The 15,091-nt window shown below is 60.7% G+C and carries 14 protein-coding genes; 13 read left to right on the forward strand and 1 reads right to left on the reverse strand.

The window, feature by feature from the left end:
- The first annotated feature begins 126 nt into the window (after window positions 1-126).
- Window positions 127-954: a cell division protein ZipA gene (gene zipA, locus AB5S05_RS11595; protein WP_369287682.1), complete on the forward strand. Its 828-nt coding sequence runs from the start codon at window positions 127-129 to the stop codon at window positions 952-954.
- 122 nt (window positions 955-1,076) lie between these two features.
- On the forward strand, window positions 1,077-3,485 hold the full coding sequence (gene ligA, locus AB5S05_RS11600) for an NAD-dependent DNA ligase LigA (RefSeq protein WP_369287683.1): 2,409 nt from the start codon (window positions 1,077-1,079) through the stop codon (window positions 3,483-3,485).
- Window positions 3,486-3,645: 160 nt separating this feature from the next.
- Here ligA and AB5S05_RS11605 read toward each other — a convergent pair whose 3' ends face one another.
- Window positions 3,646-4,494, reverse strand: coding sequence for a helix-turn-helix domain-containing protein (locus AB5S05_RS11605; RefSeq protein WP_369287684.1), 849 nt, complete (start codon window positions 4,492-4,494; stop codon window positions 3,646-3,648).
- Window positions 4,495-5,187: 693 nt separating this feature from the next.
- Here AB5S05_RS11605 and AB5S05_RS11610 point away from each other — a divergent pair.
- From AB5S05_RS11610 to AB5S05_RS11660, 11 genes are all read left to right on the forward strand, one after another.
- Window positions 5,188-5,838: a DsbA family protein gene (locus AB5S05_RS11610; protein WP_369287685.1), complete on the forward strand. Its 651-nt coding sequence runs from the start codon at window positions 5,188-5,190 to the stop codon at window positions 5,836-5,838.
- 616 nt (window positions 5,839-6,454) lie between these two features.
- Entirely contained in the window at window positions 6,455-6,661 is a 207-nt protein-coding gene (locus AB5S05_RS11615) for a Flp family type IVb pilin (protein ID WP_369287686.1), read from the forward strand.
- 16 nt (window positions 6,662-6,677) lie between these two features.
- Window positions 6,678-7,193 (forward strand): A24 family peptidase, encoded by a 516-nt coding sequence (locus tag AB5S05_RS11620; protein WP_369287687.1) that lies wholly within the window; start codon window positions 6,678-6,680, stop codon window positions 7,191-7,193.
- 12 nt (window positions 7,194-7,205) lie between these two features.
- Window positions 7,206-8,531, forward strand: coding sequence for a DUF8689 domain-containing protein (locus AB5S05_RS11625; protein WP_369287688.1), 1,326 nt, complete (start codon window positions 7,206-7,208; stop codon window positions 8,529-8,531).
- Between the two features lie 17 nt (window positions 8,532-8,548).
- Window positions 8,549-9,361, forward strand: coding sequence for a Flp pilus assembly protein CpaB (gene cpaB, locus AB5S05_RS11630; RefSeq protein ID WP_369287689.1), 813 nt, complete (start codon window positions 8,549-8,551; stop codon window positions 9,359-9,361).
- A 173-nt stretch (window positions 9,362-9,534) separates the two neighbouring features.
- A complete protein-coding gene (locus AB5S05_RS11635; RefSeq protein ID WP_369287690.1) occupies window positions 9,535-11,016 on the forward strand; it encodes a type II and III secretion system protein family protein in 1,482 nt (493 codons plus the stop codon).
- A 110-nt stretch (window positions 11,017-11,126) separates the two neighbouring features.
- Window positions 11,127-11,399 carry a hypothetical protein gene (locus tag AB5S05_RS11640; protein WP_369287691.1) on the forward strand — a complete coding sequence of 91 codons (273 nt, stop codon included), beginning with the start codon at window positions 11,127-11,129 and terminating at the stop codon, window positions 11,397-11,399.
- A gap of 71 nt (window positions 11,400-11,470) precedes the next feature.
- Entirely contained in the window at window positions 11,471-12,763 is a 1,293-nt protein-coding gene (locus tag AB5S05_RS11645; protein WP_369287692.1) for a pilus assembly protein TadG-related protein, read from the forward strand.
- 120 nt (window positions 12,764-12,883) lie between these two features.
- On the forward strand, window positions 12,884-13,351 hold the full coding sequence (locus AB5S05_RS11650) for a TadE/TadG family type IV pilus assembly protein (protein WP_369287693.1): 468 nt from the start codon (window positions 12,884-12,886) through the stop codon (window positions 13,349-13,351).
- An 8-nt stretch (window positions 13,352-13,359) separates the two neighbouring features.
- A complete protein-coding gene (locus tag AB5S05_RS11655; protein ID WP_369287808.1) occupies window positions 13,360-13,863 on the forward strand; it encodes a TadE/TadG family type IV pilus assembly protein in 504 nt (167 codons plus the stop codon).
- Window positions 13,857-15,089 carry an AAA family ATPase gene (locus tag AB5S05_RS11660; protein ID WP_369287694.1) on the forward strand — a complete coding sequence of 411 codons (1,233 nt, stop codon included), beginning with the start codon at window positions 13,857-13,859 and terminating at the stop codon, window positions 15,087-15,089. The genes AB5S05_RS11655 and AB5S05_RS11660 overlap by 7 nt, the downstream gene beginning before the upstream one ends.
- Window positions 15,090-15,091 lie beyond the last annotated feature (2 nt).

A 15,091-nucleotide genomic window follows, 5' to 3' on the forward strand; every position in this document is an offset into this window, starting at 1 on the left:
ACGTCCACTTTTGTCATACGTGGGAAACGCCTGTCAGAACATGGAGTTGGCGCCACGTTATTGGGTTAGCAAAAGGGCTTGGATGCCTTTAATTTATGAATTTTCAACTAGGGGTCAGGGTATTTCATGGAATTCGGTCTGCGCGAGTGGCTGATCGTCATTGGCATCATTGTGATCGCGGGCATCTTGTTCGACGGGTGGCGGCGCATGCGCGGCGGCAAGGGGCGGCTGAAGTTCAAGCTGGACCAGTCGCTGGCCGACCTGCCGGACGATGGCAGTGACCCCGATCTGCTCAGCACGCCGCGGGTCGTCGAGCGCCAGCGTGAGCCGTCGCTGGACGAGCACGACCTTCCGGCCATGAGCGCCCGCGAGTTGAATCGTCGGCGCCCCAGCGAGCCGCAACAAGGCGACCTCAACCTCGGCCTGGACGAGCCCGTGCCGACCCTGCTCAACCCGGTCGACCAGGGCGGCGAAAAGGCCGCCGAGGAAACGGGCAAGGTCAACGGCAAAGAACTGCCGCCTGTCGAAGAAGTGCTGGTGATCAACGTGGTGGCCCGCGAGGGCGAGGGCTTCAAGGGGCCGGCGCTGCTGCAGAACATCCTGGAAAGCGGCCTGCGTTTCGGCGAGATGGACATCTTCCACCGCCACGAAAGCATGGCCGGCAACGGCGAAGTGCTGTTTTCCATGGCCAACGCGCTCAAGCCGGGCACCTTCGACCTGGACGATATCGAGGGCTTCAACACCCGCGCGGTGAGTTTCTTCCTCGGCCTGCCGGGGCCGCGGCATCCCAAGCAGGCGTTCGACGTGATGGTCGCCGCGGCGCGCAAGCTGGCCCATGAGCTCAATGGCGAGCTCAAGGATGACCAGCGCAGCGTGATGACCGCCCAGACCATCGAGCATTACCGCCAGCGCATCGTCGAGTTCGAGCGCAAGCAGCTGACCAGCAAGCGCTGAACCAGTTTTTTGTAGGGTGGGTCGGGCCGCGAAGCGGCGTGGCCCGTCAGCTCTGGTTGTTAAGTTGAGTAAAATAGTGCGAGAGCAGCCGAGGCTGCTCTTTTCGTTTCCGAGAGACCGACATGACCGAAGCCCCCCAGCGTGATGCCGCGCAACGGAGTGCCGCCCAAACCGAGGCCGCCCAGCGCATTCTCCAGCTTCGTGGCGAACTGGATGAGCACAATTACCGTTACTACGTGCTGGACGAGCCCAGTGTTCCGGATGCCGAGTACGACCGCCTGTTCAACGAGCTGAAGGCCCTGGAGGCCGAGCACCCCGAGCTGGTCAGCCGCGACTCGCCCACCCAGCGTGTCGGTGGCGAGGCGTTGGCGGCCTTTGGTCAGGTGCGTCACGAGGTGCCGATGCTCAGTCTCGGCAATGCCTTCGAAGAGCAGGACCTGTTGGATTTCGACCGGCGTGTGCGCGAGGGTCTGGACCTGCCGGGCGGCGATCTGTTTGGCGATGGCGCCCTGATCGACTATAGCTGCGAACCCAAGCTCGATGGTCTGGCGGTCAGCCTGCTGTACCAGGACGGCCGGCTGGTGCGCGGCGCCACCCGCGGCGACGGCAGCACGGGCGAGGACATCAGCAGCAACGTACGCACCGTGCGCAACATTCCGCTCAAGCTGCATGGCGAAGACTGGCCCGGCGTGCTGGAGGTGCGCGGCGAGGTATTCATGTCCAAGGCCGGCTTCGAGGCCCTTAATGCCCGCCAGCTGGAATCAGGTGGCAAACCGTTCGCCAATCCGCGCAATGCCGCTGCCGGCAGCCTGCGCCAGCTCGATCCCAAGGTGACCGCCAGCCGGCCGCTGGAGTTCTGCTGCTACGGCATTGGCCGGGTCGAAGGCGAGCTGCCCGACAGCCATATCGGCATTCTCCAGGCTCTCAAGCGCTGGGGGCTGCCAATCAGCCCTGAACTCAAGCTGGCCAAGGGCGCCGAGGCATGTCTGGCCTACTACCGCGCGATTGGCGAGAAGCGCGATGCGCTGCCCTACGAAATCGACGGCGTGGTGTTCAAGGTCGATAACCTGGCCTTTCAGCGCGAACTGGGCTTTCGTGCCCGCGAACCCCGGTGGGCGATTGCCCACAAGTTTCCCGCGCGCGAGGAGGTGACCGAGCTGCTCGATGTCGAGTTTCAGGTCGGTCGCACCGGCGCCATTACGCCGGTGGCGCGCCTGAAGCCGGTTCAGGTAGCGGGGGTCACGGTGTCCAACGCAACCTTGCACAACATGGATGAAGTCGCCCGACTCGGCGTGATGATCGGCGATAGCGTGATCGTGCGCCGCGCCGGCGACGTGATTCCGCAGGTGCTCGGGGTGATCGCCGAACGTCGCCCGGCCGATGCGCGGGCGGTGCAGGTGCCGAGCCAATGTCCGGTCTGCGGTTCGGCGGTGGAGCGCACCCAGCTGATCAAGCGCAGCAAGGGCAAGGAGTCGGTCAGTGAGGGCTCGATCTATCGCTGCGTCGGTCGTCTTGCCTGCCAGGCCCAGCTCAAGCAGGCGATCATTCATTTCGTCTCGCGCCGGGCGATGGACATCGACGGGCTTGGCGACAAGATCGTCGAGCAGCTGGTCGACGAGGGTCTGGTCAGCTCGCCGGCCGATCTATACACCCTAGGGTTTGACCAGGTCGTCGCCCTGGATGGTTTCGCCGAGGTTTCGAGCAACAACCTGCTGGCCGCTATCGAAGCGAGCAAGCGGCCGACCCTGGCACGTTTTATCTATGCCCTGGGCATTCCGGATGTGGGGGAGGAGACTGCCAAGTTGCTGGCTCGTGCCCTTGGCTCCCTGCAGCGTATCGAGCAGGCGCTTCCCGAAGTGCTGACCTATCTGCCGGATGTCGGCCAGGAAGTCGCCCATGAAATTCATAGCTTCTTTCAGGATGGCCACAATCATGAGGTGATTGCACAGCTGCTCGAACGTGGCATCGATTTGCAGGAGGAGGGCGGACCGCACGCCGAGTTCGCTGCCTGTGCGAGCTTCGCGGGCTTCGTCGATAAGCTGAATATCTCGGGTATTGCCGCGACTGGCGCGAAGAATCTGGCCGACAAGGCCGGCAGCCTCGAGGCGTTGATCGCGCTTAGTCAGGACTGGCTGGAATTGAGTGTGATGAAGGGCCTCAACGGGAGAGCCAAGCAGGCACTGCGCGAGTTCTTCGCCAAGCCGCAGAATGTCGAGCGCGCTCGTGCGATCGAGGCGCAACTGCGCGAGTTCGGGATGCACTGGCACAGCGAGAAGAAAATCGTCGAGGGCCTGCCGTTGGCTGGGCAGACCTGGGTGCTGACCGGTAGCCTGGAGGTCATGAGCCGCGATGAGGCCAAGGTCAAGCTGGAAAACCTGGGGGCCAAGGTGGCCGGTTCGGTATCGGCCAAGACTACCTGTGTAGTCGCCGGGCCGGGCGCCGGATCGAAGTTGGCCAAGGCCAGCGAACTGGGCGTGAAGGTATTGGATGAGGAGGCATTCCTTGCCGAACTCGAGCGCCTGGCTGGTTGATCGCCGCGCACCTGGTACGGGGAGGCTGCAGCGGCTGGGTCGTAGCCTTGTGCGGTGTCACCTGAAGCCGCGCGCCAGCCCGATCAGCGGATCGCCCGGCTGGCGAACGGCCTGGCAACTGTGGGCTGCGCGACTTTGACGTAGCCAGGTTCTTTGCCCGTCACAGCACCCTCGTCTCGCTGAGGGCGAGGCTGCGCTCGGGCTGTGGCGCTGTGCCGGGCTGCTCGCGGCGGTAGTCGCTCGGGCTGCAACCGAAGTGCTGCTTGAAGGCACGTGCGAAATAGGAAGGGTCCTGGAATCCCACCTGATAGGCGATGGTGGTGATCGGCATTTCGCTGTTGTTCAGCAGTGCCTCGGCCTCTTCCATGCGCTTGCGCTGGACATATTCGAGGAAGCCCACGCCATAGGTTTGCTTGAACAGCCGGCTGAAGCGAAATGGGCTCATTTCGCAGCGTTCGGCCAGGTCCTTTTGCTCGATGTGTTCCTTGTAGTGCAGTTCGATGTACTGGATAGCCTTGTGCAATGCATGTTGCTTCTGGTGCTCGGCGGTAAGGCGTACGCTCTCCGGCAGGCTGATTGTGCGAGTCAGCAACTGCTTGTTTTTGCTCGAGCTTGCATCACTGCGAATCTGACACAGCTCATGCAGTGCTTTCAGGTAGCGATTGCGTTCGGACTGCAGCAGCGGCAAGACCAGATAATCCCACACCCCCGAGCGGAAGGCCCAGACCGCCAGTTCTTCGGAGTGCTGCATGGTCAACATGGTGATAGGGATAGAGGGCGCCGCGCGTTTGACGGCAATCAGCAGGTCGAGGCTCAAGGTGTCCGGATAGTCATAGTGCATGCAGATCATATCCGGGCGCTGCTGGCTGGTAACCCCGGAAACGCTGAGGTCGCGGGCCAACTTGACGTGGCACGTGTCCGAAAACTCTTGTATGGAATCCGAGGCTGATTGGTCGTGGGTAAGGTCGAACCACAACAACCGCGGAGCCGTTTCAGCGTGTGTGTTCATATGCACCTTGAACAGCTCTTTTGACTATTGATTCTTGTTCGTTACACGGGCAGAACCTGCTTCGTGTACTTTACAGTTAGGGTCAGAAGCTGTTCAGTGGCAAGAACAATTAGCTATAAGTTAATTCGCTTATATGTGTACAGGTTTTATTTTCTGCCAGGTAGCGGCCGAATTCATTGAGCAAGATGTAAGGAAATTTCTAGCAATATGATGCAGTTGGCATAGACTTTCTGGATGATTGTAGCGCCGCTGACTAGCTGAACACTTGGTGTATCGTCCAGTTTTCACCGCGACTAGCCGACAAATGGCCGGAACATTCATACAGCACGGGAATATCCACGGGACAGATGGCGCCAAAGCCTCTGCAAGAGATCGATGTGGTGGCGAACTGAATGCTCAAAGCCTCGGCTTTGGCAGGGGACGCAATCGAAGCAATGGGAAATCGATTAGGTGGGCTTTGCCTCTGCGCCATGACGAGTCCGGGGCATCGGCGATGAGCCCGCAGCAACGCAGTCTTAGTGCAGGTGTTGCTACGCTGGAGTAATTCCGCAAAGTATCCAACCCTATGGGGCAAGGCTATCCTGTTCCGGTGCCAACATGAATGCTTTGGTGGTATTCCGCTAGCATTGGTCTCGCTGTATGCATTTGCGCTGATCATCGTTGTTGTTTCTTTATCCGCCGGATGTCAAGTTCATGAACAGACGGATTGTCGTTCTCGTTATCAGCATCATTACCGCAGTGGGCTTTGTCGCCGCTGCGATCTTTCAGCAGCAGTTTTCCTCAGAGCAGGAAATCGTTCCTCCCGCCCCTCTGGACCCCAACTCCCTGGTTCGCTCTTATTCGCCGGTGATAGGACCCAAGAGCGCGCCAGTGACCATTGTTGAGTTCTTCGACCCATCTTGCGGGGCGTGCCGAATCCTCTACCCAATCGTCAAGCAAGTCTTGGCGGAACACCCGGGAGATGTTCGTCTGGTAATGCGTTATGTGCTGTTTCACCGAGGCTCTGAAGAAGCGGCAAGAATTCTTGAAGTTGCGCGTAAGCAGGGGCTTTTCGTACCTATTCTGGAGGCTATCCTCGACGCTCAGGCAGATTGGCATGATGACCCTGAGGCCCAGAAGGCTTGGGAGGCGGCCGCCGCTACGGGTTTGGATGTAGAAAAAGCCCGCGAAGTAATTTTGTCATCCGAGATTGATGCGGTGCTGAACAATGACATGGCTGACGTGAAAGCGATTGGTATTCGCAGGACGCCGACGTTCTTTGTCAATGGAGTGCCCCTTACGAAGCTCGGAGCAGAGCCGCTGCGAGAGCTTGTACGAAGCGAAATAGAGCGGGCGGCACAATAGTTCAGAGTTCTTCTGAATGGGCACCGCTCACAATGGGCACTCCGCAAGCAGGCTATTTTTCAATCGAATGCCTCGGTAATCACCACATTTCGCTCTCCGCCTCCCGGATGACCGGAAATCTCAAGTACCTCTTGTCCCGCTCTTTCTAGACGCGGTGCATTTCCTCTTCCAGTTCACACAGCCGAGCCACCGATAAGGCAACCTTGGTGAGTGTGCCGCACCAACTCCAGAGGCTCTTCGGGCTTGTGACTTACCCACCGCACCGCTTGGGTGTCGGCCAGGGTTTGCTCGAGGAGGAGTTTAGCGGGCTAAGCGAGAAGTGCGATGCCTTCACGCTCGATGCGATGGACTCGCTCGGCCGCGAGTTCTACGCCTGCCGGGTGCTGACTCCCAAGGGAGTTAACCGCGGAACCAGGTCTAGGGGCGATCAAGGTGAAGGGCAGGGTTGACCTGCTGACAATCCAGGCGCCTGCAAAAAATTACCAGTGATGTGCAAAAACCTCCTAACCCATCTCCCGGCTCTTAACTAGGGTTGAACAAAGGCGGAGCACGGCAAGGAGTTCATACAGGGAGAACACCGCGCCGCCTTTGCAAACACTCGAGTGAGGTGAGCAACATGACTATTCAAGCAATCAAGACTTCCGTGATGAAGTTCGTTAAGGACGAAGATGGCCTGACTATCGTGGAATATGCCGTGGCCGGTGGACTGGTAACCTTGGGAGCAGTGGCTGCATTTCTGCTTCTAGGTAACACCGTATGCGGTGCCATCGGTAGCCTGCAGCAGGCCATCCTGGGCAACGCAGTGGCCGTTACTCCCTGCTAGCGAAGGTGATGCAGCGATGTCCATGGAGCAGATGTTCCCCGTCATTTTGCTACTCGGGCTGCTGAGTGTTGCGGTGGTGAGCGATCTTCGCCGCCACCGCATCCCCAACGTGCTGGTGCTACTGGGCCTCGCTCTGGGCTTGGCCAGCCAGACCTATTCGGGCGGGGGCGATGGCCTGTTGGACGGGGTACTTGGGCTGTTAGTCGGCTTCGGGCTGTTTCTTCCCCTTTATGCCCTGGGGGGCATGGCGGCCGGCGATGTCAAGCTAATGGCCATGGTCGGCAGCTTTCTCGATCCGAATCTTGCGATGTGGGCCGCTTTTTTCAGCCTGATCGCCGGCGGGCTATGTGGGTTTCTGCTGATGCTGGCGCGAGGCCAGATAGCGCAGACCTTCAAGCGCTACTGGCTGATGCTGAAGGCCTTTACCTATCTAGCGCCGGCAGAGGACGAGGTGGCCGGAAAGCCTTTTCCTTATTCGGTCGCCATTTTACTGGGCACGTTGTTTATCAGCTATTTCCGGTTCTTTTCTTAGAGGGGTCTCGCCATGCATGCCCTAAGTCCCATTGGCAGTGATCATGTCGGCCTCGATCCGATTCAGCGCCTGGCACCGCAACCGTGCAGCGTGGCGGAAACCGGTCTGGCAGACAGTTTTCTCGGCGATCTGGTGTGCAAGCACCTGCACGACGCCGGTGTGCTGGACATGGCGCACCTGGTCGAGCGCTTGGCGCTGACCGGCTCGGTGCTGGAGGAGGTACTCGGCTATCAACGCAAGGACGGTCGTATCGAGGTGCTTGGCCAGACAGGGGGGCAAGGCTTGCGTTACGGCCTGACCGAGCGTGGCAGAAGCGCAGCCAAGGACGCCTTGGCGCGCAGTGGCTATATAGGGCCGGCGCCGTTCCCGGTGGAGCGCTACCGCAAGCTGCTGCTGGAGCAGACCGTGCACAACAGCCGGGTCGATGCCCAGGCCATGCGCGAGGCCTTCGCAGGTGTGGTGCTGCAAGAGGATATGCTCGACCAGCTTGGTCCGGCGATGAACTCGGGCCGCGCCATCATGATTTATGGGCCGGCTGGTACCGGCAAGACCTACATCAGCCAACGGTTGATCAACCTGTTCAACGAAGTGGTCTGGATTCCCCATGCCATCGCCATCAACGAGGCGGTGGTAGAGATCTTCGATCCCCAGGTGCACCAGCCGATACCCGTCGAGGCCAGGCAGCACAACTTGCGCCTGGACCAGGGCATCGACCGGCGCCTGTTGCAGTGTCGGCGGCCGATCATCGTGACCGGCGGCGAGCTGACCCTGGATATGCTGGATGTTCGCTTCGACCCCTACACCCGCCTGTATCAGGCGCCGCTTCAGCTCAAGGCCAGTAACGGCATCTTCATCATCGACGACCTGGGCCGTCAGCGGGTAGCACCGGTTGATCTGTTCAATCGTTGGATCGTGCCGATGGAGGAGAAGACTGACTTCCTCAATCTTGGCGGTGGTCGCCACTGCGAGATTCCCTTCGATCTGATTCTGGTGTTCTCCACCAATCTCAACCCGCTGGAGCTTGCCGACGAGGCCTTCCTTCGGCGCATTGGCTACAAGCTGCATTTCGACCACCTGCAGGTGGACGAGTACCAACGTATCTGGCAGCAGGAGTGCGCGAAGCTGGGCATTCCCCATGATCCCGAGTTGGTGAGCTATGCCATCGAGCGTCTGCATAAGGTGGAGGCCAAGCCACTGCTGCCTTGCCACCCGCGCGACCTGCTGGGCATGGCGCTGGACCGCCAACGCTACCTGGGTGAGGACGACTCGCACGCCATTACACCAAAGACGCTGATGTGGGCCTGGCGTAACTATTTCGTCAGCCTCGATCGCAGTTGAAAGAAGGAGACACCGTCATGAACTCTCGCACGCTTGTATTGATCGGTCTGTCAGTCGTCCTCGGCTTGGGCGCCGCCTTTCTGGCCAACAACTGGTTGAATGCGCGGCTCAATGCTGCAGGCCCGGACGACAATATGCTGAACGTGGTTGTGGCCACGGTTGAAATTCCTTTCGGCCAGATGGTCGAGGCCCAGCAGGTGACCTTGGTGCAGATGCCCAAGGGAACGGTGCCGGACGATGCCTTCGACTCCACTGACAAGGTGGTAGGCAAGATCGCCACCTTCGCCATGCTGCGTGGCGACATCGTGCGTGGTGCTCGTCTGGCCGAGCACCTGGGCGGCAGTACCCTGGCCTCGCTGATTGAATCGGACAAACGTGCGATCTCGGTGCGGGTGGACGATGTGGTCGGCGTTGGCGGCTTCCTGCTGCCGGGCAACCGGGTCGACGTGTTGGCCACCAAGAAGGTCAACGGCAGTGGCAACACCGCGAAGTCGGAAACCATCCTCGAGGATCTGCGGGTACTGGCAGTGGACCAGACCGCGAGCACCGACAAGACCCAGCCCGTGGTGGTGCGCGCAGTGACCCTGGAGATGACCAGCGAAGAGGCAGAGATTCTGGTCAAGGCGCAGCTCGAAGGCAAGTTGCAACTGGCCCTGCGCAATCCGCTGGATAACCAGAAGAAGCCGCTACCTCCAGTGGAGGAGGCTGTTGCCATGGTAGAGACCCCGGCGCCGGCGCCAAAGCCCGTAGTACGCCGTCGCAGTAGTGGCGGTGGTGGCGTCACCATCATCCGTGGCATCGAGGTTCAGGCTGCAAAGGTTCAGTTGTAGGACGTGCAACCCCTCTCCCTGCTTCGCCGCCGAGGGAGGGGTGCAGAAAAGGCAATGGCATCGACCATTTCGGTGTCCTGGCAAGCAGGCAAAGCGGCATACCAAGCAAGGAGTAGGGCATGGATATCATCCGAAGACTCGGGTCATACACGTTGTACGTACTAGGCGCCTGCATGCTGTCGAGCGCCGCTCTGCAGGCTGCCGAGCCAGCTCCGCTGGTCAGTGCCATGCCGACGGCGAACGTCAGCAATATTCAGGTGCCGATCTTCAAGTCGCGGGTGCTGACGACCCGCGCGCCGGTGAAGAAGGTCTCGGTCGGCAATCCGGATATCGCTGATATTCTGGTTACCAGCCCGACCCAGCTGTACCTGCTCGGGCGATCTCTGGGCAGCACCAACGTGCTGCTCTGGGATAGCCGCAACCGGCTGATCGACAGCCTCGATGTGGAGGTTGTGCATGATCTCGGTGGGCTGAAGAGCAAGCTGCATGAGCTGCTGCCCAATGAACAGGTGGCGGTGTACAGCGCCCAGGGTGCCCTGGTGCTGCGTGGCCAGGTGAGCAGCGCCGCGGCCATGGACACCGCGGTGAAGCTGGCCAAGACCTATAGCGCGCAAACCGCCAGCGTTGTTCAGGGCGAGGGAGAAGCCGCCGCGTCGACTCCGACCCAGTCCCTGGAGGTGATCAACCTGATGACGGTTGGCGGCAGCCAGCAGGTGATGCTCGAGGTCAAGGTAGCGGAGATGAAGCGCAGCCTGGTCAAGAGCCTCAACGTGCGCTTCAACGCTCTGGACTTCGGTTCGTCCAGCCGCTGGTCGACTGGTGCGTTCAATAATGGCGCCGGGGCGGCTGGAATCCCGTTTGGATTTGTTCCCGACCCCGATAATGCCGGGCAAATCATATTGGATCCGACCTCGTTGATTGGCAGCGGCAAGGGCTTTCTCGCCCAGTTCCTCTCCGACAACTTCCTGTTCAACGTGGCGCTGGAGGCTGCCAAGGACAACGGCTCGGCCAAGGTGCTGGCGGAGCCAACGCTGACCACTCTCAGTGGGCAGCAGGCAGAGTTCATTTCCGGCGGCGAGTTCCCCATTCCGGTCTCCGATCAGGATGGCATCACCATCGAGTTCAAGGAATTCGGCGTTGGGGTGAAGTTCCTTCCGGTAGTGCTGGATTCGGGGCGGATCAACCTCAACCTGAATGTGTCGGTGAGCGAGCTGGTGGCTGCCAACAGCCTGGTGGTGGAAACCGACAATACCTCGGGGTCAGCCACTCTGCTGGTGCCTGCACTGACCAAGCGTAGCGCCCAGTCGACTGTCGAACTTGGCAATGGGCAGACCATTGCTATCGCCGGCTTGATCAGCGAGAACACCCGGGACTTCGTCAGCCGTTTCCCGGGCTTGGGCGATGTCCCAGTGCTCGGCCATCTGTTCCGCAGCCAGGAATACGTCAACGGCGAGACGGAGCTGGTGATCCTGGTCACCCCGCACCTGGCCAAGCCAGTCGATGCTCGCACCGTGCGTCTTCCTACGGAGAAATTCGTCGAGCCAAGCGATGTGGATTTCTACCTGCTCGGCAAGACCAAAGGCCGCCAACTCGGGCGCCCGGTGCCGGTGAGTCTCGGGGTCAGCGAGGGCAGTTTTGGCCACGATCTCAACTAGTTGCTGTCGCCGTAGGGGCTGGCAATCCGGCCCCTACGCCGTCGAGTCGGATAGGAGAGGGCGGCTCACCTTGGTGAGCCCGGCAAGATCAACGAGTGGAGGCAACCACTATGAAACGCATGATCGTCTTGACGCTTCTGCTGCTTGGGCCGAGCGGTTGCATGACCTACGACGAGGGCCGGGTCGGCTCGACCGGCTATAGCATCTATCAGACCCACTACCAGCAGATTGCCGACAAGCAACTGGCTGCCAACCCGGGTGCGGAGGTTTCACCCCTTGGGGGGGATGGACCAGTGACAGAGCGCGTCATGGACGGCTATCGCGGCGTTACCGGTGATGCCGCCAACGTTGCTCAACCCCTCCAGATCAACATTGGTAACTGAGGGCTACGACCATGAAACCCCGTACGCGATGGCCGTTGACCGCGACGCCGGGGCGCCAGCGGGGAGCGGTGATGGTGCTGACCGTAATCGCCATGGCCTCCATCCTGTTGATGGCTGCCCTGGCCTTGGATGGCGGCCATATGCTGCTGAACAAAACGCGCCTGCAGAACGCCGTGGACGCAGCGGCCTTGAGTGGTGCCAAGACCCTGCAGACAGTGTTTGGCAGCGGTAACGCCTCCACGCTGACCCGTGATGCGGCGCTCAATACCCTGCTCCTCAACGCCAATGCCGCTGGCAATGGCGAGTTGATCACCGGCATCGGCGGCGGGGGAGTGGGAGCCTTCGCGGTGGTGGAGCTGTCGAACAGCGTGTATGGCCCCTTCTCTTTTCCCGGCCCAGTGGATGCCCGCTATGTGCGGGTGACAGTGCCCGACTATCCGTTGTCAGGGTTCTTCTGGGATTTTGCCCAGATCTTTTCCGCTGGCGGGCTTGGCGACAAGGCGGTGGCGGCCATCGCCACCGCGGGGCCGAGCCCATCGGCGTCGCCGTGCAAGATCGAGCCCATCATGGTGTGTGGCGACCCCAATGACGACCCGGCCGACAACGGTGGAACGTCCTACTGGGGCTACGGCTTCGGCGACCTGGAAGTGCTCAAGAGCGCGGCGGGCAACACACCTGTGATAGGGCCGGGTAACTTCCAGCTATTGCGCCTGGATGGAAACACCGGGGCCAACGACCTACGGCAGGCGCTCGCCGGTGGCATCAATAAGTGCAACGTGGTCGGCGATGACGTGCCTACCGAGCCGGGCAACACCGTGGGCCCCGTGGCCCAGGGGCTGAATACCCGTTTTGGCGTCTACAACGGCCCGGGCATGAACGCCACCGACTATCCGCCGGACTGGGTCACCCAGTTCAACAATCCGAAGATGACCTACAACAAGACTACTTCGCCGCCGCGGGTCGAGTACCAGGGGGTGCCGGTGACCTCGTCGGGAGGCGACCTGAGTGCCGGCGCCACGCCACTGTACGATTTGAATGACTGGCTTGCCGACAGCACCGCCTGCGCGGTATCTGGCAGTTGCCCGGGGGTCTTCGAGCGGCGCATGCTCAATATCGTTATCGGCAACTGCAATGGCGTATCCGGCGGCCAAGTCGACGTGCCAGTGCTGGACTTCGGCTGTTTCTTCCTGTTGCAGACAGTTGCCCAGCAAGGCAGCGAAGCGCAGGTGTTCGGCCAGTTCGTCAAGGAGTGCGAAGGCGATGGCTATGCCGGGCCGGTGCCGTCTGAAGATGTAGGGCCGAACATCATCCAGTTGTACAAGACCTATTTCAGCGGAGTGGCGACACCGAGTCCCGACTCCTAGGTCCGCGCCTAGGCCGGAAATCGCTCGAGGTACCGGGCCGCGTGGCAACGGCCGATGCCTCATGATCCCAGAGCGGCAGCAGCGGGGTTTGATTGCTTTTTGAATGGTGAGAGGTGTGCGATGAAAAGCTCCACGTTCAAGCCAATTCGCCACCAGCGTGGCCTGGCCATGGTCGAGTTCGCCATCGCCCTGCCGTTGCTGCTGCTGCTGCTGCTGGGCGTCGCCGAGTTCGGCCGCATGCTCTTTCAGTACAACAGCCTGCTACAGGCCAATCGCGATGCGGTGCGCTATCTGTCCGGAAAGGCCTGGAACGGGAGTATCGGGGCGGTCGCGATTACCCCGGTATTGGAGGCTCAGACCAAGAACATTGCGGTCTACGGTGCGCCCTTGCCTCAGGCCGGCAGCGTGGTGGTGCCGGGGCTGACCACCGCTGACGTGACCGTCGGTACAGTAGGGACCGACCACGTCCAGGTCAGCATCAGCTATGTATTTCGCCCCGTGATTGCGACTGGGTTGCCGGCGTTCGTCGGCAATGCCATTCCGCTGAACTTCCCGCTGGTGGCTACCACCGTGATGAGGGGGTTGTGATGAGCATCATGAACAGGCAACGCATGCGTGGCATCTACGTGGTGGAGTTCGCCATTATCGGCTTGCTGCTGTTCACCCTGTTGTTCGGGGTGCTGGAGATGGGCCGCGCCTACTTCACCATCAATACTTTGGACGAGGTAGTGCGCCGCGGCGCGCGCCTGGCCGCTGTGTGCGATATCCAGGATCCCGACGTGCTGCGTCGGGCGATTTTCAACGATGCGGGGGTCGATAGCTCGAGCCCACTGATCGGCAATCTGGACGCAGCCGACTTGACTCTCGTCTATCTGGACGTGAACGGCGCCGTAGTGGCCAATCCCAACGACCTTGTCACTGCCAATGGCTTCCGAGCCATCCGTTATGTGCAGCTGCGGGTGGAGAATTTTCCCTTCGAGCTCCTGATTCCTGGATTTCGTGGGGTATTCACCTTGCCGACATTCAGGTCGACCATTCCCCGCGAAAGCCTCGGTCGTCATCCCGAGGCAGGTGTAGTTCCGGAGATCACGCCATGCTGAACCTCAGAGAAGTACCCATTTCATCCAGTTCCTGTGGCAAATCCTCCAAGCAGCGAATGCGCCTGCTAATCAGCAGTCGCGAGGCCGGAGCCTTGCAGCATTTGCAACAGATTTGTCAGCAGATTCCGAATTTGCAGGTCGATACCCGCCTGGTCAGCAACGGCCATACCGATCCTCTCTATGGGCTGGAAAAAATACCCGACTTTCTCTTGCTGCGAGTCAGCCACCTTTGGCGGGAGGAATTGGCGGCGTTGCTGGAACACCCAGTGCACGAGCGACCGCCACTGCTGGTATGCGGTCCGCTGGAGGAACACGAGGGTATCCGCCTGGCGATGCAGGCCGGTGCCCGTGACTTCTTGCCCGAGCCGATTTCCGCCGAGGAATTGCTCGCCGCCCTGGGCCGAATGCTCAAGGAAGTGCGCTCCAGTGGCGGTCCGAGCGGGAAACTGGTCGCGGTGATGAACGCCAAGGGCGGTTCTGGCGCGACCCTGCTGGCTTGCAACCTGGCCCATCAGCTCAGTGCGAAGGGCGACAGTACACTGCTGCTGGACCTGGATCTGCAGTTCGGCAGTGTGCCCCATTACCTGGACGTGCATCCTGCCCACAGTCATGTCGAAGTGCTGCAACAGATCAACGAAATGGATGCCGTGGCATTGCGCGGTTTCTGCAGCCATTTCAGTCCGACCCTGCATGTACTGGGCGGTCGAGAGAGCGAACTGTGTTTGCCGCAGGATGTGCAAATCGAGCAGCTCGAGGCACTGCTGACGCTGGCACGCAGTACCTACGACTGGGTAGTGGTGGATCTGCCGCGGCAGATCGACCACCTTACCGGCATCACCCTGGAGCAGGCTGACCGGGTTTATATCGTGGTGCAGCAGAGCCTCAGCCACCTCAAGGATGCCAGCCGCCTGGCGCGTATTCTGCGCGATGAGCTAGGGGTGCGGGCTGACAGTCTGCAGGTGGTGGTCAATCGTTACGACAAGGCCGCACCGATCAGCCTGCGGGATATCGCTTCAGCATTGCGCTGCAACGAGTTGCAAAAACTGCCCAACGACTTCGCAGTGGTGAGCCAGAGTCAGAACACCGGCGCGCCCCTGGATCTGCATGCGCCACGTGCGCCTATTACGCTGGCGCTGAATGAGCTGAGCAAGGAGCTGATCGGCAAGCCGGCGGACGCGGATCAGGGTCTGTTCAAGCGTACATTCAGCCGTCTTTTCCGGGGGTGAAT

Origin of the sequence: Pseudomonas zhanjiangensis, from assembly GCF_041027545.1 — a bacterium.
GTDB classification, from domain to species: Bacteria; Pseudomonadota; Gammaproteobacteria; order Pseudomonadales; family Pseudomonadaceae; genus Aquipseudomonas; species Aquipseudomonas zhanjiangensis.

What these genes read in the sequence shown, in the direction of transcription:
- AB5S05_RS11655 (WP_369287808.1), top strand. Translation starts at nt 13,360, where the DNA reads ATGAACAGGCAACGCATGCGTGGCATCTACGTGGTGGAGTTCGCCATT.
- AB5S05_RS11635 (WP_369287690.1), top strand. Translation starts at nt 9,535, where the DNA reads ATGCTGTCGAGCGCCGCTCTGCAGGCTGCCGAGCCAGCTCCGCTGGTC.
- AB5S05_RS11645 (WP_369287692.1), top strand. Translation starts at nt 11,471, where the DNA reads ATGGTGCTGACCGTAATCGCCATGGCCTCCATCCTGTTGATGGCTGCC.
- zipA (WP_369287682.1), top strand. Translation starts at nt 127, where the DNA reads ATGGAATTCGGTCTGCGCGAGTGGCTGATCGTCATTGGCATCATTGTG.
- AB5S05_RS11625 (WP_369287688.1), top strand. Translation starts at nt 7,206, where the DNA reads ATGCATGCCCTAAGTCCCATTGGCAGTGATCATGTCGGCCTCGATCCG.
- AB5S05_RS11620 (WP_369287687.1), top strand. Translation starts at nt 6,678, where the DNA reads ATGTCCATGGAGCAGATGTTCCCCGTCATTTTGCTACTCGGGCTGCTG.
- AB5S05_RS11605 (WP_369287684.1), bottom strand. Translation starts at nt 4,494, where the DNA reads ATGAACACACACGCTGAAACGGCTCCGCGGTTGTTGTGGTTCGACCTT.
- AB5S05_RS11660 (WP_369287694.1), top strand. Translation starts at nt 13,857, where the DNA reads ATGCTGAACCTCAGAGAAGTACCCATTTCATCCAGTTCCTGTGGCAAA.
- AB5S05_RS11650 (WP_369287693.1), top strand. Translation starts at nt 12,884, where the DNA reads ATGAAAAGCTCCACGTTCAAGCCAATTCGCCACCAGCGTGGCCTGGCC.
- AB5S05_RS11610 (WP_369287685.1), top strand. Translation starts at nt 5,188, where the DNA reads ATGAACAGACGGATTGTCGTTCTCGTTATCAGCATCATTACCGCAGTG.
- AB5S05_RS11615 (WP_369287686.1), top strand. Translation starts at nt 6,455, where the DNA reads ATGACTATTCAAGCAATCAAGACTTCCGTGATGAAGTTCGTTAAGGAC.
- ligA (WP_369287683.1), top strand. Translation starts at nt 1,077, where the DNA reads ATGACCGAAGCCCCCCAGCGTGATGCCGCGCAACGGAGTGCCGCCCAA.
- AB5S05_RS11640 (WP_369287691.1), top strand. Translation starts at nt 11,127, where the DNA reads ATGAAACGCATGATCGTCTTGACGCTTCTGCTGCTTGGGCCGAGCGGT.
- cpaB (WP_369287689.1), top strand. Translation starts at nt 8,549, where the DNA reads ATGAACTCTCGCACGCTTGTATTGATCGGTCTGTCAGTCGTCCTCGGC.